Here is a 22636-nt window from a genome sequence, read left to right on the forward strand (position 1 = left end):
GTAATTTTAAGGTGCGTTCCCGTGATGGAGAAGTAAAATTCCTGGCATCTATTACAGTATGACCGGGCATTTCTTCATGTATATTTATCTGGATGTAAATATCTTCTACGTGTGAATAGTATTCAACCAGAAAACTGACTTTAGCTGATGCTTTATTTGCTAATGTTAAGAGGATTTATTTTTCAGCGCGTCATCGTACCGTCAATCATCAAAGAAGGCCACGGGATGGTCGTGGCCTTCTTTGATTAATAGGTATGTCCAGCTTCTTATTTTGGGGAGCATCAGCCCGTAGGTAGTAGTGCTGCCTTTACATTCCGCCGTATAACTGTATTTCCTTCACGGCTACTTTACTGGTTTCCGGTTGGATACCGGTAATCAGATAGCGTACATATCTTGCAGCCGGCGCCTGAAACAATGCCATCTTGTACTCCTGTCCGGATACCCGCTCCGGTTTTTTCACCTCCACCCAGTCGTTGCCATTAACAGATACCGCGATACTATAGGTATACCAGTCACTATCTTTTCCCCATACAATACGGCTACCGCTGAGGGTAGCTGTTTTTTTGAGATCGATGGTAATGTTGACGGGGAGGCTTCCTGCGCTGGCAGCCCATCCTGTGGCGGTATTGCCATCTATCATGGTTTGGATGTTTTCCTGGTTGTGGCCGGGTTGAACAGCAATGGATTTATCCGCCAGTTTAATTTCCGGCAGTTTTTGGCCGGATGTGGTGGTATCCGTATAGTAGGCTACAGGGGTTGTTTTGTTTTCGTTTATCCATTGGGGATGGGCGCCGTCATTTACGTATTTACCGGAAGAAGCTATTGTTTTAATGAGCCGGTTAGCCGGGGCTAATCCCGGGCTGTTTACACTGATCCTGATGTTGCCTGGCGTTGTTGAATGGCGGATAATGCCGTAGGCAATGCCTCCCTCTGTTTGTTGCAGCGCAATACCTGCTGAAGGGATGTTGTCGCCTGTCAGTGTGGCTTCGCCCGATACATTCATCCGGATGAGAAAAGATTGCCCGGGTGTTTTGTTGGAAATGAGTGTGCCGTTCCGGTCGCATACTTTCACGTAAAAAGGCGTCATGGAGGAGCCATCAGCAAGGAAGGAAGTATGGTTCTCGGGGATCTCAATTTCCAGGTGGTGAGGAGCACCGGGCGTTTTTACTATATGTGTGCAAACAGCTTTTCCGTTGATGATGCCCACGGCTTTTAACGTTCCTGCTTCATACCTGCCTGTATGGAAAACAAAGTACGGGCTGCCACCTTTCGCGGCTACAAAAGGAGCGGTGGCAGCGTTTTGGGCCCTTGTTATTTCACCGCATAGCTGGTTATTTCTATAAAGTTGTACGGCATCGCAATTGGAGAACACCATAATGGTGCTATCTAAGGCAGGTTGGTTATTATAGCTGCCAATGTATACCATAGGTCCGTAAGTGGGATTGCGGGCATCCTGCATAGCTTTGAGCTGGTAGTAACTGAACTTTTCATAACGGTCAAGATCCGTTACGCCGCTAAACGCAGTAACCGGATCAGCCCCACGGGTGTAGTCGTTATAACTCCATACAAAGTATCCGCCTATTCTCGGATTGGCATCCAGCCCGCCATGGTCCCAATAGCCGCCGAGTGCTTCTGATGTTTCTCCATTCAATGCGTTTTGTCTTAATATACACTGATTGATCAATCCTTTCTCCGTGTACATCCTGCTGGCGCGCAGGCTGTTTTCTTTTTCGGCATCTGCCATCCAGCTATCACCCCATTCACGGGTAAGGAACGGGCGGGAGGGCATAGGATCGATACCATCTTCATTTACCACTTTATAGGAAACATTGTAATGACTTTTGCTCCGCGAATTATAATCATCTGCTACAAAAAGCTGGTTGCCGGGCATTTCTTCCTGTGCCGTCTTTACCGCTTGTTGCATCCATGTTTCAGGAGTAGGTGATTCGTTGAGGGACGTTTCCCAGAGAAAAACGGAAGGATGGTTGCGATCACGGCGGATCATTTCCCTGATATCCCGGAAGGTGTTGGCTGTAAACAAGGAATCTTTAGAGAAGAATTGCCAACCGGGTTGGCATTCAATGACCAGCAAACCTGTTTTGTCGCATGCATCCAGGAAGGCAGGTGACTGCGGATAGTGGGCGGCACGCACCGCATTGAATCCTCCTTTTTTCAGCTGGAGGGCATCAAGATACTGCATGTTATCTGCCGCTGCATCACCTATGTATTCATAAGCCTGATGCCTGTTGGCACCACGCAGATATAATTTTTCCCCATTGATATAGCATCCGTCAGTACCAAAAGCGATGTTTCGTATACCCGTATAGGTGATCAGGCTGTCAACAGGTGCATTGTCTTTATAAACAACAGATACCAGGTGATACAAATAAGGATGATCCGGATGCCATAGTTGAGGATGATTTACCGTCAGGGATTGTTGGATATCCGTATCCGTCTGCCCGGAAATATGCTGACTGCTGCGGGCGGTGGCTACGGCCATTCCATTACTGTCCACCAGGGTGGTGCTCAGCATTGCATTTACCGGGTTGGGGGTAGCATTAACAATATTGGTTTTAATATTAACGGAAGCAGTGTTTTTGTTAGCTGCGGGATAGGTGATAAATACACCACCACCGGCTATTTTATTGGCTTCCAGCGGATGAGAGATAAATATTTTTTCAGTAACGGTCAGGGAAACATTTCTATAGATGCCACCAAAATAATTGAAGTCTAATTTCGACTGTGGTTTTCCCGGCGGTATCTGCGGGTTGTCGGTATTAGTTACCCTTACCGCCAGCACATTGTCTTTCTCAAAAGATACCTGCCCGCTGATGTCAACGACAAAGCCCATGTACCCGCCGGTATGCGTGGCTATTTTTTTACCGTTGAGATATATTGCTGCTGTGGTTTGCACACCATCAAAACAAATAGTGATTTTCTTGTTACGGTAGGAGGAAGGAAGCCTGAAATATCTTCTGTACCACCCAACACCCTGGTAAACGGTATTACCACCGTTATGTTTTTTTTCGATGCGCATTACATGCGGAATACTGATGCCGGCCCAGCTCTTATCATTAAATATGATTTTTTCTCCACCGTTTACATCGCCTCTCTGGAAGGCCCAGTTGGTATTGAAGTTTAAAACGGTTCTTGTTTGTTGGGCATATAAACTGAAAGGGAGTATCCAATATATCAGCTGGACGAAAAGATAGGAGCGGCATTTTAATAACGGCATGTGGGCGCTTTTTAAGATAAAAAAATCCCGCTCATTTTTCAACTCGCGGGATTTTTTCGACAGTTATAGTTGTATTAATTAGTAACCGGCATTTTGTGTCAGGTTCTTGTTGATATCTCTTTCCTTTTGTGGTACAGGCCACAGATAATCCCGCTTATCCTGGAAGGAGCGTTGCTCTACTTTAACGTGTTCTCCGCTAAGTGTAAGTTTACCATTGGCGGGATCTACGGTACCTAATTTTGTACCATATACGGTGCCTGATCTAACGGTGCTGCCAATTTTCCAGCGCTGTACATCGTACCAGCGCAGTCCTTCCAATGCCAGTTCTACTCTGCGTTCACGTCTTACCAGCGTACGCATTTTGTCCTGGGTATTGTACAGGGTTCTGTTTACCACCGGCATACCCGCGCGGGTTCTGATGGCATCCAGTGCATCATATACGGAATTGTCGATCACACCAGACTCGATTTGTGCTTCCGCATAGGTGAGCAGTACTTCCGCATAACGTATCACAATCATATTCAGCCCGGTATTCCACATATCGGTGAAGTCGGACAGGTGAGAGGTGAATTTTTTGGGAATGTAACCTGTTTTGGAATTGTTATCGCCGTTGTAGTAATCGCCTGAGCTGCTTTCTATTGAGTTATAGTAAGCACCTTCATACAATTGACCGGGACAAACGATGGTGGCCGTTAAGCGCGGGTCCCTGTTGTTGTACGGATCATTTTCATTGTAGCCGGATGTCGGGTCATCGATGGTCTTACCGGTTTTAGTTTCGTAGGCATCTACCAGAGCCTGGGTAGGATCGAGTGAGCCCCAGCCACCAAAGGAAGACGACGGCATGATGCCGATGTCTGAATTGGCGTAATCATTTTCCTTGTATTGCACATCCAGGATAACTTCTTTGTTATTTTCATTTTGAATACGGAAAAGATCCTGGTAGTTGCCAAACAGTTCGTAACCTAAGCCCATTACTTTTTTACAATCTGCAATACAGTCAGCATAATTCTTATCGTATAATTCTATCCTGGCTTTCAGGGAGAGGGCGGCGCCTTGTGTAATACGGCCTACTTCGCTGCCAGTGTAGCTTACTGGTAATACGGCAGCGATGGCAGCCAGTTCGTCTTTCACAAACTTGCGTATCTCGGTAGCGGGAGTTCTCGAAAGGGTATTGGCTACGTCTGCAGTAACGGTATTTTTAACGAAAGGTATGTCCCCATAAAGTTGGGTCATGGTAAAATACTGGTAAGCTCTCAGGAAACGGGCTTCACTTTTATACTTTTCCTTTAAGGCAGCGTCCATGGGTGTGTTATCTATATTTTCCAGGAACCAGTTGCATTTCTGAATGGTAGTATAACTCCAGCGGCTGGAAGCATTGGTATTGGCGGGTGTAATGGCGCCGCTACCATAATCCGTATAGCCTTCCCAGGGATATTGGCTGTACATATTATCACTTGCTGCATCCATATAGAGTAAGGCATAGTCGCCTTCCCAATCTTTATAGCAACCATTCAGGGCAGCCAGTGCATCTGACTGGGAGGTCCATAAAGAGGAGTTGCCGTAAGCAAACGGTGGTTTTCTATCCAGAAAATCTTTTTGACAGGCGGACTGCAGTAAGCCTGTAGCGAGTATTATATATAGAATGTTTCTTTTCATGATGTTAAGTACTTTTCGTTAAAAACTAACATTTACACCAAACGTGTGCACTTTTACCTGTGGGTAGTAATAAATACTGCTTGAAATGGACGCTTCCGGATCTACCCATTTGTACAGGTGATCAAACGTGAGGATATTTTGTCCGCTGTAGTAAAAACGTACTTTGCTAAGTCCGGCTTTCTTCACAAGGCTACCCGGCAAGGTATATCCTATCTGCAGATTTTTGAGGCGCAGATAAGAGCCGTCTTTTACCCAAAAAGAGGAAGGCGTACCACTGGGGTCATTTTCTTTATTGTTATACCAGATGCGTGGAAGGGATGCACCGGTATTATCTGGTGCCCAGGTATCCAGCAATGCAGACGTAGGTTTACCCGCAGAAGAACTTACACTGCCAAGTTTACCTCCATCGATATAGTTTTTTACGCCGGTAGCTCCCTGCAGGAAAATGGCGACGTCAAAATTTTTCCAGGTGCCGCCCAGGTTAATACCAAAAGTTACTTTTGGGAAATAATTACCGAGATATACTTTATCGGCCGTGTTAATGGTATCATTACCATCCTTATCCTTGTACCGGATATCACCCGCGGATGTTTTGTTGGTCTGGAAAGGAGATTTTTTCACCTCATCTGCTGATTGGAAAATACCATCCGCTTCATATCCATACAACGAATACAGAGGATGGCCTACCTGTTGGTACGTATAGCCATCAATTTTGGCGCCGGCTCCATGGCGGTCAGTTATTTCATTGTTGATGAAAGCAGCGTTAATAGCTGCGTTGTATTTAAAGTCCCCTTTAGTATCATTATAGCTGAGGGAGAATTCCCAACCCTTGTTCAGCATAGCGCCTGCATTCTGCACAGAAGGCTTCAGTCCATATGGTGCGCCCACCTCTACCGGCAGAAGGATAGCATTGGTAACCTTACGGAAATAATCGGCTGTAAAATTTAATTTTCCGTCTAAGAAACCCGCGTCAAGACCCACACTGGTTTCAGTGGTGGATTCCCATAAGAGATCCGCGTTAGCACCATTAATAGGCGCTATACCGGGGGCGATAGTAGCACCGGTACCGCCAAATGTATAGTTCTGGCCACCATTCACCTGCAACACATAAGGATAATAGGGAAAGCCGGGGTTATTGGCATCATCCGGACCCACCACGATCTGGTTACCCAGTTGACCCCAGGAACCTCTTAGTTTGAGGTAAGAAACATACTTCTTTAAAGATTCGAAAAAGTTTTCCCGGTCTATATTCCAACCGGCGGAGAAGGAAGGATATGCTCCCCATCTGTGGTTAGCAGCGAAGCGGGAGGAACCATCGTAACGGAGATTGGCTTCAAATAAATATTTACCGTCGTAATCATAATTTAACCTGCCGAAATAAGACCGAAGTGCTAATTCATAAGAATATCCGCTGGTCTTCTGTCCATCCGTAGAGGCCAGGTTTACATCGGTTAGCAGGTTGTTCAGGAAGCCTTTACGATAACCATCATCAAAAGTATATTTGGTCAGTTCCTGTGAGAAGCCACCCAATATCTTGAAATTGTGTTTCTGAATGGATTTGGTATAATCAAGTAATGCCTGCTGAGTAACAGTGTTACCAAAGGAGTTTTCATCTGTTACAGAGTTGGGACCCTGGTAAAAGGTAGGTTTCCCGTTAGCATCGTAGTACTGTTGGTCGGCAATAAATTTCTTATTGTGTTTTATTTTCATCACGTAGGAAAGTGATGGCTTGAAATGAAGACCGTTGATGATTTCCCAATCTGCGCCTACATTCCCAATCAGGTCGTAGTTATTGTATTTGTTTTGACTGTTTCCTTCCAGCCATGCCATAGGACTACCATCTGCAATGTATCCAAAATAGCCGTTGGCGTATTTGTATGGGATGGTGGGAGAAATGCGGTTGATCTGTCTTACAATCTGCGTAAAATCACCGGTATAAGGATTACTCGGTTCTACTTGGTTGCTGTTAGTAAAAGCAACATTGGCATTTACCTTTACCCTRTCAGTAACTTCAGAGGTGATATTCAGTCTGCTGGTATAACGTTTGGCATTTGTTTCTTTCACGATACCATTTTCATCAAACAAACCGAGGGAGAAAGCGTACTGTGTTTTCTCGCTGCCGCCGGATACGCCCAGGTAGTGGTTTTGCTGCAAGCCACTGCCTTTATAGAACAGGCCGAGCCAGTCGGTATTCGGATATTTGTACGGATCAGAACCATCTTTGAATTTCTGAATTTCGGGATCTGTCCAGCGTACTGGTTTTCCTTCATTCACAAGGGCCTTGTTATACAAGGTAGCTGCCTGCCAGGAAGGTAAGAAATCTGGTAAGCCGGTAGCATTTTGTTTACCTACATATGCGTTATAACTCACCTGCGGTTTTCCTTTTGTCCCTTGTTTGGTAGTAATGAGCACCACACCATTGGCAGCGCGGGAGCCGTAGATAGAAGAGGAAGCCGCATCTTTCAGCACTGACATCGTAGCAATATCATCAGGATTGATATTATTCAGGTTGTTCAGGTTGGTGATGACTCCATCAATTACAATAATCGGATCGGAGTTATTCATGGTACCGATACCCCTGATGCGGATCCTTGCGGCATCACTGCCTGGTTGTCCGCTGTTGGCGGCCGTAACGGTTACACCTGGCATGGTACCCTGCAGGGCATTACTCAGGTTGGTTACCGGCCTGTTGGTGAGTTGCTCGGAGGTGATAGAGGTAACAGCACCAGTGAGATTGGCTTTCTTCTGGATGCCGTAGCCTACTACTACAAATTGTTTTAATGCGCTTACATCCGGAACAAGCGAAATATTGAATTGTCTTTTGCTGGCGATAGGAAGTTCCTGGGTAATATATCCCAGGCTGCTGATCACCAATACGGCATTTTCTGGTACGTCTTTCAGCTGGAAAGTACCATCCGGGCTTGAAATGGCTCCTTTCTGGGTGCCTTTCACCACCACCGATGCGCCGGGAATGGGTGCTCCGGTATCGTCCGTAATTTTCCCGGTGATGATGGCAGGTGGCGGTGCCACTGGCGGGGTAGCTGCCGGTTTTTCGTTTTTGGTAATGAAGATGGTGTTGCCCTGGATTTCAAAACTCAGGGGTTGCTGTATCAGCACCATTTCCATGGCCGCCTGCGGCGACGCATTTTTAAGGTCAACCGAAACAGGCTTGCTGTTTTTCAGGTCCTCTTTATCATAGAAGAAAACATACCCTGTTTGCTCTTTTATAGCATTGAGTACTTTCTGAAGACTCACCGCTTTGGCGGAGTAGGTGACCGTTTGTGCGCTGCTGCTGGCACTTACCTGTAAGGTGGCCACGAGTAGCATGATTGAAGTTAGTCTCATCACTAACAAAATTTTGGTTGAGAGCTCCGCAAACTTCCAATATTTGCGGGTACCGGAATTACAAATAGCCTTAAGTTGCATACTTTTGCAATGTTTGGTTGAATTAATAAATAAAGTTTACCGACTTGTTTGTTGATGAAATTGAACTATAACCGGGGTAGGACGCCAATCTTAATCCCCGGTTTTTTATTCAATATGCGTGGAAAACCACTACTGACAGTTTCAGGTGGTTCATTGTTCTAAATGTTTCATTGTTCATAACTATGGCTGGATAACAATCCGGTTGCCATTTTCAATTCTATATCTGATCCTTGTTTTGGATAATCCTTTTAATACCTGCGACAGGGTGAGGTTCCTGCCTATTTCTCCGCTGAATACCCGTTGAGGGATATCTCCTTCATATTTTACTTCCACATTGTACCAGCGCGAAAGCTGGCGCATAACGGTAGGAAGATCTGCATCATTGAAATTGAAGAAGCCTTCTTTCCATGCCAGCACCTGCGACAGATCCACATGATCCACTACCTGTATGGCCTGGCCATTAGCGTTTACCCTTGCCTGCTGCCCTGGTTTAAGCGTTTGTTGTTGCTGCTGCGCGGTGATCTTTACAGCCCCTTCCTGTAAGGTGGTATTGGTACTGGCTTCGTCTTTATACGCGTTGATATTAAAATGTGTGCCCAACACTTCTATTGTTGTATTGTTAGCCTTCACTACGAAGGGCATTGATTCATTTTTGGCTACTTCAAAGTAGGCTTCCCCGGTAATGGTTACCCTTCTTTCGTGTCCGGTAAACGCAGTAGGGTAGTAGATGGAAGAAGCGGCATTCAGCCATACGGCCGTACCATCCGGTAAAATAAGTTTGTATTGCCCGCCCAGCGGGGTACTCATGGTATTATATAATACTTTATCCGCCGCCGCTCCTGACTCATTATAAGCCAGTTGACCGTTACTTAGTTTGGTGATACGGGTATTCCCCTGTTGTGCCAACACGCCGTTGCCTGCGCTGTCGAGCGGTATCTGGGAACCGTCAGAGAGGGTGAGCATAGCCCGGTTGCCGCCTGGAGCAACATCCTTTACAGGTGGGGCAGCTACTATTGCTGTCGGATGTGTGGACGTTGATAAACGATAATAATAAGCACCGGATATGATAAACAGGCCACAGGCGGCAGCCCACCAGTAACGTTGCAGGAAATGCACCCGCTTTTTAGCCGGTTCCTGCAGCACGAATTTATCGGAATCCAGTATTTCTTTTACGATTGATTGCCAGTAGGGACGGTCATATTCCGCATCCGTGGCGGCCGCTGATGGCCCGGTGGTATGAAATGCGTCGAGTTGCCGCAGCACTTCGCCAGCCTCATCATCATTGATGAACTGTAACAGTTCTTTGTACTCTGCCTGCGTGGCTCGCTGCTGCTGTACCTGTTCTAATAGATATTTAAGTCTTTCTGGCGTGGACAACAAGTGAAATTTAAAGTCTTTCGAATTTAGTTGATATCATGGAAAATCTCCTTATTGAGAAGATCCCCCTGCTATATACGTACGGCAACTAAACAAATAGTACCTATCCGATTAAAAAAAAATTAAGAAAAAAATAAAATATCCCATCCCAGCAGGATAAGCGGAAGCATAACACCTTTACTGATGAGGTATTCCCGGATGGATTTCAGGGAACGGACCAGTGAGTTTTTAACGGTTTGGGGTGACAGCTGCAACTGATCCGCAATGGTGGCAATTTTCAGTCCCTTCTCCCTGCTGAGCAGGTAGATCTTTTGTGCCTGTGGTGGTAACTGGCGAATGGCTTGCTTTACCAGTTGGGATGTTTCGGAAAAAGCAATATTTTCTTCTGTCAGGTTGGATTGGTCGCTGCTTTCTCTTATAATGATCTGGCTGGCCTTATTCCGGACTTCCTGTTTCTGTAGCCAGCTATAACAGCGGTGGTATACCATCTTGAAAATCCAGCTATGTGGAATCAGCACGTCTGTCAGCTTTTCCCGGCCAAGCCATATGCCCAGGAATATTTCCTGTATAATATCTTTCTCTGGTCCCTCTACCTGTATTACACGTGCAATCACGGGTGTAATCTTTGGTACATACAAATGAAACAATATTTCAAATGCAGTTTCGTCCCCCTGAGCTATTTGGTGGAAAAGTGCAATTTCATCCATTGAATCATTATTCATTCGGTTAAATCCTGCTCTCTTTTTAAGATCATCCAATCCGGCAAATCTAAAAATAAAATGCTTGAATGACCTGTTGTTATTGGTAAAGATGCAGTTGCAAGGTACAAAAAAACAAATTGCCTCATGGAGCGCTGAATAAAGTTCCAACGCCTGCGACCAGCGAAGGCGTTTTAATGGAGGCAGATCCGTTATTTATCGCCTGAACCAGTTGAAATCTGCGTGGCCGCCGGCTGTACGGGTATTGAAATTAAACAATGCAAACCTGTTGGCTGTCCAGTCCAGCCCCAATCCCATTTTTAATTCGTTTCCAATCGGAATAAAGTCTTTACCATTGGTACTATAGGCAAAAGTGGCCACAAATCCCTTCTCCCTGACATAAGACTTAAACCAGACCTTGTTGCTTTTTAAAGGAACTACTGCTATAATGCTGTCATTGTTTGCCATGATGATTCTTTTCCTGCCGTTGGTTTGCTGAACGGCCACATAGGCATAGGGGAGCTGGAATATGCCCAAACCGGCGATATCTCCATCTTTCATTTCCTGTACATCCATTTCCGCCGTTCCTTCCGAATATGGGCCTTCTACGCGTTGCGTTAAGGTATTGATAGCCTGCTGCCATGTGGATGCTTTGCCGGCTTTTAAACGAAGATAGCCGGGGCGTTCTGTCAGCGACCATTTGCTGTTATCCGGGTTATGATTCCATTGCCATTGCAGGGCCAATCCGGGAGAATTGAACTCATCGGAACTGGCAGGCACGGTAATCGGACTGGTTACACCAATGACAGGTTTCGGGAAAGTATCTACTCCCTTCCCGTTTTTACCCAGCATGGGCCAGCCATCTTCCCAGGTAACCGGTTCAAGATTAGGCACCCGACCTATTGGTCCGCGATCCTGCATAATAATAAACCACCAGGAGCCATCTTTTAATTGTACCATACCACCCTGATGCAATCCATTGCCAGGATAGGTATGATCGTCATGTATCACTACTTTCGACTCATAGGGACCGTAGATACTATCTGAGCGCAAACAAACTTCGCGACCCCTTGTGCCGCCGGTAGAGCCAAGTATATAATATTTATTATTGATCTTATAAAGATGTGATCCTTCGAGATAAGGGAAACCGCGATTGTCGTAAATTTTTCGCTGTGGAACTTTTACGGACTTCGCATCGCTATTTAATTCAGTGATATAAAGCGTTTGTTGCCCATGTGCCACATACACTTTGCCATTATCATCAAAAAAGAGTCCCGGATCATACAGGTATTCAGGGAAGATGGTTCTTGTCCATGGTCCGCTGATACTTTTAGCCGTACAAATAGAGAAATGTCCTTCTTTTCCTTCCATCTTAGGGGTGCAGAAGCCTACATAGAAGGTGCTGTCGTGATGGCGGATGGTGGCTGCCCAGGAACCGCTGAGGTACATATCTCCGCCTTTCATATCATAACGGGCATCTTCATCATACCTGGAAACGGCATATCCGGCCATTTCCCAGTTTACCAGATCCAGGGAAACAGCAATGGGGCAACCTGGTACATAATGCATGCTGGTGGAAATAAAATAGAATTTATCGTCTACCCGGATAATGTCCGGATCCGGCCAGTCGCCCCACATGAGCGGATTCTTAAAATGCCCGTTACCCAAATCCGGCGTCCAGCTTTTATTGGTTTGTGAGAAAGCGGTGGTGAACCACAATAGAAGTGTAGATAATAATAAAGTTCCTTTCATCGATCACTGTATTTGTTTTTCGTGTAACGTTATTTTCTGAGTGTGGCGCTGCCTTTCATAAGCAGTGCGATTTTACATCTATTTGGGGTTGCAATCATGCTGGAAGGTAGCGAAGCTACAAATATTTTTAATAAGACAGTTTTACCTGGTATAAGAAATACTATACAGCATGCATGAAATATATGACAGGAAGCGCGTTAGCAGTAAGCTGAAAAATAAAGATAACATCGATCATATTCAACGCAACAGTAAGCATGTTTTTGGTGATAGCGTGGCACTTGAATTATTTATGTGCTTCAAAAGCATACGAAGGTCAATAGATAATATTTTCCAGACTACAGTTAATTTGACTTATTCAGATGTTATTTTGACAATAGCCATTCTTTCATCTGTATAGAATAGGACGCTTAATGATCACTTGTATGAAACCCGGATATCAAGAGAAGCAGAGAAGTAATCAGTCCCGTATATTCCAAAAAATGAATTTTGACGGATGTTAGTTCAAACTGACAGTATTAATGAAGCGGTAGACATCATCCGTATTTTATCGATCACATTGTTTGTTATTTAGTGCGCCCGATTTTACGGTTTCTATAAAAATTCTCCTGTTGTAAATCGATTGCTTTCCATTAACTCAGTAAGGAGATAAAGAATGGAAGATGATGGTTATTGTATCAATTTGGTAATGCCGGATAATATAAATACAATCTGATGATTAGATTTTATTTCAAACATTACGGTTGCATAAAAAATATTCGAGCAAAATAACATTACTAAAAATCAAACCAGTTGTTGTTTAAAAAAATATATCGCGTGATCTTCGTTAACGAGATTTGCCTCACATTGTCGAGGATATTATTATCACGATTTATCAACCGATTCAGTTATGAAAAGAAAAGTAGAACCACTTCGGTGGCTCTTAGGTATCTTATGCCTACTGCTAACTACGCAGGTTTCATTTGCACAAAACCAGATCAGGATTACAGGAAAAGTTATTGATTCAAAAGACAGGGCGGCGTTGGGAGGAGCCACTATTACCCTTGTTGACAGTAAGAAAAATGCAATAGCGGACAAGGAGGGGCTGTTTGAAATAACAGTGCCTGAAGGTAGCCGCTTGCGGGTTACAATAGTAGGCTATGAAACGGTTACTGTAAGAGCCCAGAACAACCTCATTGTTCCGATGAACGCATCATCCGAAACACTCAATGACGTAGTGGTGGTGGGATATGGTACACAGAAAAAAGAATTGTTAACCGCTTCGATAGGTACCGTAAAATTTGATGAGATAAAACGTAGCATACCTACTCAACAACTGGGTACCCTTTTAGCAGGTCAGATAGCTGGCGTGAGCGTTGCCAGCCCCAAGGGGATACCTGGCACCGATCCAAACATCTCTATCCGTCAAAGGACCACCTGGGATAAGAATAAGCAGGATATTCTGTATGTAATTGATGGAAGAATTGCAGGTAGTGATGATTTTAACCGTTTATCGCCAAATGAGGTAGATAACATCACGGTACTGAAGGATGCGGCTTCTACTGCTGTATATGGCTCAAGAGCTGCTGCAGGGGTTATTGTGGTGACAACACGCAGAGGGAAACCCGGTAAGGCAACCATTGAATATTCTTTTCAGACGGGTGTTGACAAAAGAACCAGGAATAGTGATTTGATGAGTGCCGTGCAGTATTTTGAATTTCAGAACCGGATAACGCCCAATAGCTATAGCCAAACAGTGATAGATAAGTTTAAAACAATTAACAATGGTTGGGGATACGATCAGTTGGGAGCTGTATGGCAGGATCCATCTACTACCACGCATAATTTAAGCATCACCGGAGGAACAGATAAAATACAATACTTCATTGGCGGTTCAATGAGTAATCAGCACCTGTTCATAAAAAATCTGAATTGGGAAAATTATAATGTAAGAGCCAATATTAAGGCCCAGATTGCACAGGGGCTGACGGCAGAAGCGCTCTTATCACTCAATAATAATATTAAAAAATTCCCTTCTGATAATGATTACGATGGTGATGTGTATACTAAACTAAGGATATGGCAGCCATATCAACCTGTTTGGACAACTGACGGTCATCCGATTGACTATGGATGGATTCAGAATATGGGTGCACAGGCAAGGGGGGATAACGGGTATAAGACTTCGTCTTCCGTTAAGCCGGTGGCCAACTTAAAGCTTACTTACCAGATTCCGGGCATTAAAGGGCTTAGCGTAGGAGGACAGTTTAGTAAATCGTTTTCCAATCAACGGGAGAAAGCATTTGTTAAGCAATATGATATGTGGATGATGAAAACAACTGACCAATATATCATCAGTACAGACCCTAAAGATTTTGTGGCGTTCAAAAAATCCTTTCATACCAACAGGTTATCTGAACGATATGACTGGAGTACCGATTATCAGTTGAACCTACAGGTGAATTATGAAAATACTTTTAAGGACGTGCACCATGTAAAGGCATGGCTGATCTATGAACGCACTGGCAACGATGGTTCCTGGATGAAGGGTACCAGGGAGCGGTTTCCTGTATATATCAGTGATCAATGGGGCTTTACAAGTGGCGACAGAGTGGATTCTTATGTGGAAGGCAACACTGAACAACCCTCCGGAAGAAAATCCTATATCGGGCAGTTTTTTTACGATTATAACAGCAAATACCTGGCTTCCTTTGCTTTTCGTTATGATGGTTCTATGCAGTTTGCTCCAGATAGACGTTGGGGCCTCTTCCCATCCGGCTCATTGGGCTGGATTATTTCAAAAGAGAATTTTTTCAGGTCAAACAAAATTGACATGCTCAAGCTCAGGTTATCTGCCGGATTAGTGGGTAATGATGGAGTAGGAGGATGGCAATGGCAGGAAGCCTATCAGCAGGGCAACAGCGCATTTCTGGGCACAGGAGGAGCAACAGGCGTAGGCATCAAGTACGGCTCACTGGTAAATCCTGATTTAACCTGGGAGAAAACCTTGAATTATAATGCAGGAATTGATGTTAATTTTTTAAAACATTTCAATGCCTCACTGGAATATTTCTTTACAAAAACCTATGACATCCTGGGAGCCCGTATTCAGACAGTACCTCCTACATTTAGYAGACCACTTCCTTCTTCCAATTACGGAGAAATACAAGCAAAAGGAGCAGAGTTAAGCATAGGGTATAAAGGACAAACGGGAAATGTCAGCTACCATATCAATGCAATAGCTTCTTACAGCAATGCAATAACTAAAATCAAGGATCAGAATATTACTCATCCGTATGAGGATGTGCTCAATAAAAGCACTAATAATATCGTAACCCGCATCGCTGAGAAGATCATCAGAACGCAGGCTGACCTGGATGCCTGGAATACAGCAAATCCCAATTATACCTATTATGGCTACAAAGCAGCACTGGGCCAATTGGTATATAAAGATATTAACGGCCCTAATGGCAAACAGGATGGTATTATAGACGATTGGGATGCGATTGAATGGAAGAAGAGTAACAACCCTATTGGTGTGGGATTAAATTTTGGCGCATCCTGGAAAGGATTGAGTCTTGATATCAGCTTTAATGGTAATTTAAATTATTACCAGTCTATGAGATCCATGACACAAAATGTGGAATGGAACCGGAACTGGGTGAAATGGTATAACGATAGCTGGACGCCTCAGAATACGAATGCCTCTATGCCGCTACGTTACTCCTCTAACGATGGCACTAACCGGGTTACCGCGGATGCAAGTACATTCTGGTGGAGAAAAAGTAGTTGGGTGAGGTGTAAGTATATATCACTTGGCTATTCACTTCCTCAAAATTGGGTAAATAAAGCAGGTCTCGCCGGTGCACGCACTTTTTTCAATGCTTCCAATCCATTTATTATCAGCAAGTTTAACAAGTTGTATTACGATCCTGAAATTGGTGGACCCAATAGCTTCCCCATTATGCGCACATTCAATTTCGGGGTAAGTGTGACCTATTAATTCAACTTGTTTTAAAACTAAAAACTACATTGTTATGAATAGTAAAGTTCGTTTCTCCACATACGGCGCAGGATTGTTGTCGGTCATACTGATCTTGTTTGGTCAGGCTTGTAAAAAGGGATTGGATTATGAAAATAAGGATGCCATTGTTCCGGATAAAGTCTGGACCGATGCCAATATGATAAGTTCTTACCTCAACGATATTTATGGAAAATTAATGCCCGGATGGCCGATCAATGGAGCTGATAGTGATGAGGGGATGAACGCCGATGGGCATAATCTTGGCGAAAACCAACGGGGAATTACTACGGTTGAGAATACCCATATGGATTTAAACTATGAGTATGTTGACAGAATTAATTACTTCCTGGATAAAATGGGCACCGTATCTAATACGGTAGTCAACGAATCATTGAACAAGCGTTATGTAGCAGAAGCCAAATTCTGGCGGGCATGGACATATTGGGGTATGGTGAAGCAGGTAGGTGGCGTACCGCTGATATTGAATGTGCAGGACCCGTCTGATCTTTCGAAATTATTTGTTCCCCGCAATAAAACCTCCGAATGCGTGGCGCAGATACTGAAAGACCTGGATGAGGCCATTGCAGTCTTGCCCGCAGTATACACCGATGCAGGAAAAGATTACGGAAGAATAACCAAAATTGCAGCTATGGCTTTCAAAGGCCAGGTGCTGTTATGGTATGCCAGTCCCTTGTTTAATCCCTCTAACGATAAGACCCGCTGGCAGGCAGCATACGATGCCAATAAAGCCGCAAAAGATGCTGGCATCGCTGCCGGTTATGGATTGTTTGAGAATTACAAGAACATCTGGTACCAGGAGCGGAACAAAGAGGTGATTATGGTGAACCAATTCTTCTATCCCGGGCATTCTGTAGATTTGACTGAGCTAAAAGCGGGTGGCTATAACGAAAACCAGCCTTATCTTCCTATGCTGCTCGGTTTCCCAAAACGTGACGGGTCGCCTATGGACCTGGATGTTAGCAGGTTGTCTGATCCGGTTTACAACAGCCAGTTTTTAAAAGATTTCTATTTAAATCGTGACCCCCGTTTTTACGCGACCGTATTTTTTGGAGGAGTACCCTACGTATGCCCTGACCAAAACGCTGATACCTATCGGAAAGGAGAAACTTATTGGTGTGTATATCGTTATATTTCCGGCAATTCAACCGAAAGGGCCAGCTACAGAAGTGTATTGGTAACCGATTTTAGCAGGTCAGGTATACCCGGCTTTGTAGGCTTTTACGACAGAAAAGGATTGGATACAACGGTAGCAGATGAAAATAGTTGGAAAGGACAAACCGATTGGCCCGAAATACGGTTTGCTGAAGTATTGATGAACTATGGTGAATGTGCCAATGAATTAGGTCTGACTTCGGAAGCATTGGATGTATTGCATCAGATTCGTCAGCGGGCAGGTATTATGCCTGGTAACGCTGGTACCTATGGCATCACCGCTGCAACGAAAGCAGAAATACAGCGTGCTTTTATGGCGGAGCGATTTGTTGAGTTTGCATTTGAAGGAAAACGTTCCGGCGATTTAAGACGTTGGAAAAGATATGATCTCCTGAATACGATGGGCGCGCGTCCATCCATTTACGTRGTGTTGCAACCCGATAAAAAAGTAGCCGGCAATGAACTTATTCTCAACGATACCACCAGAGCGAAGTTTTATGCCGCATATATTGCCAGCGTGGATGGAGACGTTAATCATAAATTCAATTACAACTTAACGCATTGGTTCTCGGCATTAAACCCGGCCCAGATTTCACAATCGAAAAACGTATTGCAACAGAATATGGAATGGGGTGGAGGCTTTGATCCGCTGCAATAAATAGTTAAAAATAAATCATGTTGAAATAGGCCGGTTGTGTTTACCGGCCTATTTTTTATAGGGATAAAATAACATGTAAGCCGGCAAATATTGATGTTGATTTTTTGAGATCACAAGAGGATCTTTGTCTTTTAAGTTAAAGGGAAATGAAGGATAACTCAAACAGGTATCTTCACTTTTATTTATCACAGATGGAAGATATCTTATACTAAAGCGTTTCAATTTTTCACATAATTAGCAACTGTCAGAGTACATCTTGAATTGAACTGATCATTTTAAAGTTCCACGAAATGCCGGGGGTATTCCTACCCCTGGTTTTAATTTGTTATACAATCGATGTAAATATAGCATTGATGCTGGTCAATATTGTTGTACTACGGGTGCTGGCTGTTGCATAACTTCATGAAATATAGAATCCCGAATTGTAATAGTGGTAAACAGGTGTAAAATGTACAGTATTGATCAGGAGATATTTAATATCCAAAGTATACAAATCAGGGCGTTGGCCCCTGTAAAGGCAGTTACACCATTTCAGGATGCCACTATGGGACCTTTCCCCGAGTTTGGTATGTCGCTGATTGTGATTGAAGATGAATATGGGAATGTCGGGGAATCGCCTGTTTACAGCAGCTATACCAATATTTTGGAAGCTTGCCTGGTACCGCTGTTATTATATTCCACAGATATTATTTACGAGCAGTTATATGCGCGGTTGTATTGGTCGATCCGGAATGAAGGTTTCCGTGGTCCTGCTGCTGGTTTGCTGGGGCAGATCGATATGGCCCTGCATGATCTTGCCGCAAGGCGGGCGGGGGTTCCGTTACATACTTATATGGGTGCTACCAGCAATGATGTGGGGGTATATGGTAGTGGAGGAGGGACTAACTACACTTACCCTGAATTGGAACAGGAGGTCAGTTTTTTCGTAAAGGCTGGAGTGGATTGCTACAAGATGAAAGTAGGAAAGGATTTTGGTCTTAATATGGCAGAAGATGTAAAGCGGGTGAAATTCGTTCGTAGTCTTTTAGGCAAACAAACCAGGTTGGCAGTGGACGCCAACCAGATTTGGACATGTGAGCAGGCATTAAGGTTTATAGATCTTACCGGAGGGGAAGATCTGGCCTGGTTTGAAGAGCCTACTCATTCTGCTTCTTTTGATCAGATTGAATTGTTATGTAAACAGACGCCTATGAAAATTGCTTTTGGAGAGTCGGAAAGAACATCCCGGGTTTTTCCAACCCTTGTGGATATTGGAGTTTCGCATTTGCAACCGGTTCCAGGACACCTGGCCGGTGTGAAAGAATGGATGGCGGTGAAGGAGTTGGCCAACAGGCACCAGGTAGATTTTTCTTCCGGAGGATACTCTTTGTTTACTTCTTCGCTGATGGCTACCGCTTCGGGATCCAGTCAGGTGGAATATATGTATTCAATTATGTCCGGACTGGAAAGATATTTTGATGTGAAGCCGGGATGGAGCAACGGACGATTTTATCTACCGGAGATTTCGGGGCTACCGGTAAGAGTAAACTGGAGTAATTGTGAGTATACTGGTAAACTGGCAACCAAGCAGGTTTGGAATAAAAAGAATGTCAGGGGTTACCGACCTGTTGTATCTTTGTGATGCTTAAGCCAATTTTGTGAAGATAACTTTGACAGGTATAGACTATCTGGTACTTTTTGCATATGTAGTTACACTATTTATTCTGGGATTTTATCTTAAATCCCGTCGTGYATCACCAGGAGCTGACATGTTTTTGGGTGGGAGATCTCTGAAATGGTGGCAGATAGGGTTTTCCATGTTTAGTGCGAATGCCGGACCAATGATGCTGATAGGGTTATCCAGCCTTGGTTTTTCAAGAGGAGTGGTTGGAAGTAACTTCGAGTGGCTTGCCTGGATCTTTCTTATATTATTGGCTGCATTTTTTATTCCACGTTATATCTCGGCTGGTATCAGCACTATTCCGCAGTTTCTATTGTTGCGTTACGGCAGGAGGTCATATAATTTCCTGGTGGTATACAGTCTGGTATCCATTTTATTTGTGTGGTTAGGTAGTGCGTTGTATGCGGGAGGGCTTGTAATATCCACCGTTTTTAATTGTTCATTGTGGGAGGCTGTTGTGTTGGTGGCGATTATATCTACGAGTTATACTGCTATTGGTGGACTAAGGGCGGTTGTTCGTACCGGCGTGTTTCAATCATTAATTATCATTACCTCCTCTTTGTTGCTAACGTTGTTGGCTATATGGAAATTGGGGCATGCAGAAGGAGTGGTTAAAGCCGTGTCGCCGGATTACTGGAAGTTGTTTCATTCAACAGCGGATCCGGAATATTCATGGATAGCGATAGTGGCTGGTTATCCCGTTGTAGCTGTTTATTACTGGTGTGCGGATCAGACGATTGTTCAGAAAGTACTTGCTGCAAGAAGTATAAAAGAAGGGCAGTATGGCATTCTTTTCCTTGCAGCCTTGAAGATAATTACACCATTTATTTTTGTATTACCTGGTATTTTATGTTTTTTACTGTATGGAAATATCACGCAGCCGGATAACTCTTATATCATGATGGTAAAACAATTGATGCCGCAGGGATTACGTGGACTTTGTATTGCAGCATTGATTGCATCGCTGATTGATACTGTTTCTTCCGGTCTTAACTCATTCAGTACTGTTTTTACGCTGGACGTGGTCAGCCAGTTTATGCTTTTGGGTAACAGCGCCAAACTTACGGTTGGTAGGTGGATGACAGCCTTGGCAGCAGTTTTGGGCGTAGCCATTGCTATATTGTTTTCTTATTCCGGTAAAAGCCTGTTTGAGTTAAGTCAGGGGCTGGTGTCTATTCTGGCACCGCCTTTATCAGTTGTTTTTTTGGGTGGTATATTTTGGAAGCGTACACACCGGATAGGTGCAGAAGCCGTTTTATTTGGAGGTGGATTTATCTGCGTGTTGATTGGGATCTGCTATGTGTTAAATTATCCGTACAAAGGTTTCTGGCCGCATTTTTTGTTACTTTCTGTTTATATTTTTATTGGGTTGGTGGCACTTTTAGTGCTGACAAACCTCATTCTCAAAGCGCCGGAAAAGAATCAGCCGGTATTTAATTTTCCCGGCAGCGGAATGTTGGTGATGGGCAGGTGGCTATGGCTCGGATGGGGTTTGCTGGCTTTGATCATGACAATTATTTATATCGTATTAAATTAGTCACTATGTACAAAATCCGTTCTTYTTTTTTTTCACTGCTTTTGTTGTCTGTTGGTCTTTTGCTGGTGCTGCATGCATGTAGTAGTGGTAGCCCGGAAAGAGACAGTAAGCCTGAGTTGAAAGAATATGTCTTTGTGGTGAATATTGTGCCCGATTCAGTAAAACTGAAAGAGTACCTGGATTATCATGCGCATATATGGCCCGAAGTAGAGTCTGGTTTTAGAAAAGCAGGATACAGGAAAATAACACTTTACCGGCATGGATATCTTCTTGTAATGACACTTTCAGTACCTGCAGATGCTAACCTGGATCAGATGGGAAAAACGGCCGAGTCATATGATAAACGTTGTGCAGAATGGAACAGATTGATGGATGGTTATCAAACCGGTGTAGCAGGGGCGGGAAAGAACGAAAAGTGGGTGGAGGCAGCGCCTTTCTATCGCTTTGTTAAAGATTAACTATACTTTGTTAGTATTCGGTTTTAAGAGGTTTTCTTTATCCTCGTATTGTTTCATGAAGTCCCGTGGTGAAAGGCCCTTGATTTCCTTGAAATGTTTATTGAAATTTGAAATGTTGTTATACCCGCTGTTGAAGCTGGCCTCAGCTACGTTGTAGTGTCCTTCCAGTAATAATTTCGCAGCGTGTCCTATGCGTACTTCTTTTACAAAATCTATTAAGGTTCGGTTGGTGTTACGTTTAAAGAAACGGCAGAATGCAGCTGATGACATGGGGATGAGATCTGCCACTTCCTGCAGCGTGATATCATTCCTGAAATTCTGAAAGATATGGTCGAATACCTTATTTATTTTTTTGGCTTCACCGGGGTTTTCAACAGTGTTGTAGAAGGGAGAAGACAATACCCTTGACGTTTCAGATTGCGACAGGATATCGAGCAGGCGTATCATCAACGCAATCCGGGTAAGGCCGGACACAAAGACCATTTGATGCATGATCATCTTCGCAGTGTGCAAGGTGCTGCCGGTAAATGAAACTCCTTTGGCTGCTTTCTCAAAAAGTATATTTAACTGTTTGGCTTCTGGTTTTTCCAACAGATCCTTTCCAAGGAAATTGGGAAAGAAATGGATGACTACTGCCTGCGGAGAAATCAATGGATCGATTAACTGGTAATACTGCCAGCAGTGAGGAACATAACTGCCCAGCAGCACCAGTTCCGGGCCATTGAAATCTTCGATATGGTCACCGATAAATCTTTTACCACTGCAATTTTCCAGCAATGCTATTTCAAAATTAACATGTGACTTTAATGCAGCATATTTTTTTATCTCCAGAATTTCAGATCTGACAGTAAACGATTGGTCGGGTGGAAAAGTAAAATTCTCGTATATATATTGCATAGAATGTAGGCCTCGTTAGATGGTGCTGGCTATTCAAATATAGGGAAAACAGGGGAGAATATTGCTAATCCTCCATGCATGAATGATTGATTTTATGAGGTGCAAAAAT

Annotated in this window: 12 protein-coding genes; 5 read left to right on the top strand and 7 right to left on the bottom strand. The window is 43.9% G+C overall.

Going from position 1 to position 22636, the window contains the following annotated elements:
• Positions 1 to 307 precede the first annotated feature (307 nt).
• The 6 genes from AC1DP6_RS13945 to AC1DP6_RS13970 all read right to left on the bottom strand — a co-directional run bounded on the left by AC1DP6_RS13945 (position 308) and on the right by AC1DP6_RS13970 (position 12144).
• Positions 308 to 3235 (bottom strand): glycoside hydrolase family 2 TIM barrel-domain containing protein, encoded by a 2928-nt coding sequence (locus tag AC1DP6_RS13945; protein WP_477055376.1) that lies wholly within the window; start codon positions 3233 to 3235, stop codon positions 308 to 310.
• A 78-nt stretch (positions 3236 to 3313) separates the two neighbouring features.
• The gene (locus AC1DP6_RS13950; protein WP_477055377.1) at positions 3314 to 4891 is read right to left on the bottom strand and encodes a RagB/SusD family nutrient uptake outer membrane protein; all 1578 of its coding nucleotides are present in this window, start codon (positions 4889 to 4891) and stop codon (positions 3314 to 3316) included.
• 18 nt (positions 4892 to 4909) lie between these two features.
• On the bottom strand, positions 4910 to 8236 hold the full coding sequence (locus tag AC1DP6_RS13955; protein WP_477055378.1) for a TonB-dependent receptor: 3327 nt from the start codon (positions 8234 to 8236) through the stop codon (positions 4910 to 4912).
• 261 nt (positions 8237 to 8497) lie between these two features.
• Positions 8498 to 9694 (bottom strand): FecR family protein, encoded by a 1197-nt coding sequence (locus AC1DP6_RS13960; RefSeq protein WP_477055379.1) that lies wholly within the window; start codon positions 9692 to 9694, stop codon positions 8498 to 8500.
• Between the two features lie 122 nt (positions 9695 to 9816).
• Positions 9817 to 10416: an RNA polymerase sigma factor gene (locus AC1DP6_RS13965; RefSeq protein ID WP_477055380.1), complete on the bottom strand. Its 600-nt coding sequence runs from the start codon at positions 10414 to 10416 to the stop codon at positions 9817 to 9819.
• Between the two features lie 192 nt (positions 10417 to 10608).
• On the bottom strand, positions 10609 to 12144 hold the full coding sequence (locus AC1DP6_RS13970; RefSeq protein WP_477055381.1) for a glycoside hydrolase family 43 protein: 1536 nt from the start codon (positions 12142 to 12144) through the stop codon (positions 10609 to 10611).
• Between the two features lie 886 nt (positions 12145 to 13030).
• Between AC1DP6_RS13970 and AC1DP6_RS13975 the strand changes: the two genes are divergently transcribed.
• The 5 genes from AC1DP6_RS13975 to AC1DP6_RS13995 all read left to right on the top strand — a co-directional run bounded on the left by AC1DP6_RS13975 (position 13031) and on the right by AC1DP6_RS13995 (position 21630).
• Entirely contained in the window at positions 13031 to 16123 is a 3093-nt protein-coding gene (locus AC1DP6_RS13975) for a SusC/RagA family TonB-linked outer membrane protein (protein WP_477055382.1), read from the top strand.
• 34 nt (positions 16124 to 16157) lie between these two features.
• Positions 16158 to 17975, top strand: coding sequence for a RagB/SusD family nutrient uptake outer membrane protein (locus AC1DP6_RS13980; RefSeq protein ID WP_477055383.1), 1818 nt, complete (start codon positions 16158 to 16160; stop codon positions 17973 to 17975).
• A 448-nt stretch (positions 17976 to 18423) separates the two neighbouring features.
• A complete protein-coding gene (locus AC1DP6_RS13985; RefSeq protein ID WP_477055384.1) occupies positions 18424 to 19596 on the top strand; it encodes an enolase C-terminal domain-like protein in 1173 nt (390 codons plus the stop codon).
• 16 nt (positions 19597 to 19612) lie between these two features.
• Entirely contained in the window at positions 19613 to 21172 is a 1560-nt protein-coding gene (locus AC1DP6_RS13990; protein WP_477055385.1) for a sodium:solute symporter family transporter, read from the top strand.
• A gap of 5 nt (positions 21173 to 21177) precedes the next feature.
• Entirely contained in the window at positions 21178 to 21630 is a 453-nt protein-coding gene (locus AC1DP6_RS13995) for an L-rhamnose mutarotase (RefSeq protein WP_477055386.1), read from the top strand.
• Here the strand turns inward: AC1DP6_RS13995 and AC1DP6_RS14000 are convergent, their stop codons facing one another.
• On the bottom strand, positions 21631 to 22527 hold the full coding sequence (locus tag AC1DP6_RS14000; protein ID WP_477055387.1) for an AraC family transcriptional regulator: 897 nt from the start codon (positions 22525 to 22527) through the stop codon (positions 21631 to 21633).
• Between the last annotated feature and the right edge of the window lie 109 nt (positions 22528 to 22636).

Source organism: Chitinophaga sp. 01L420, assembly GCF_056399985.1.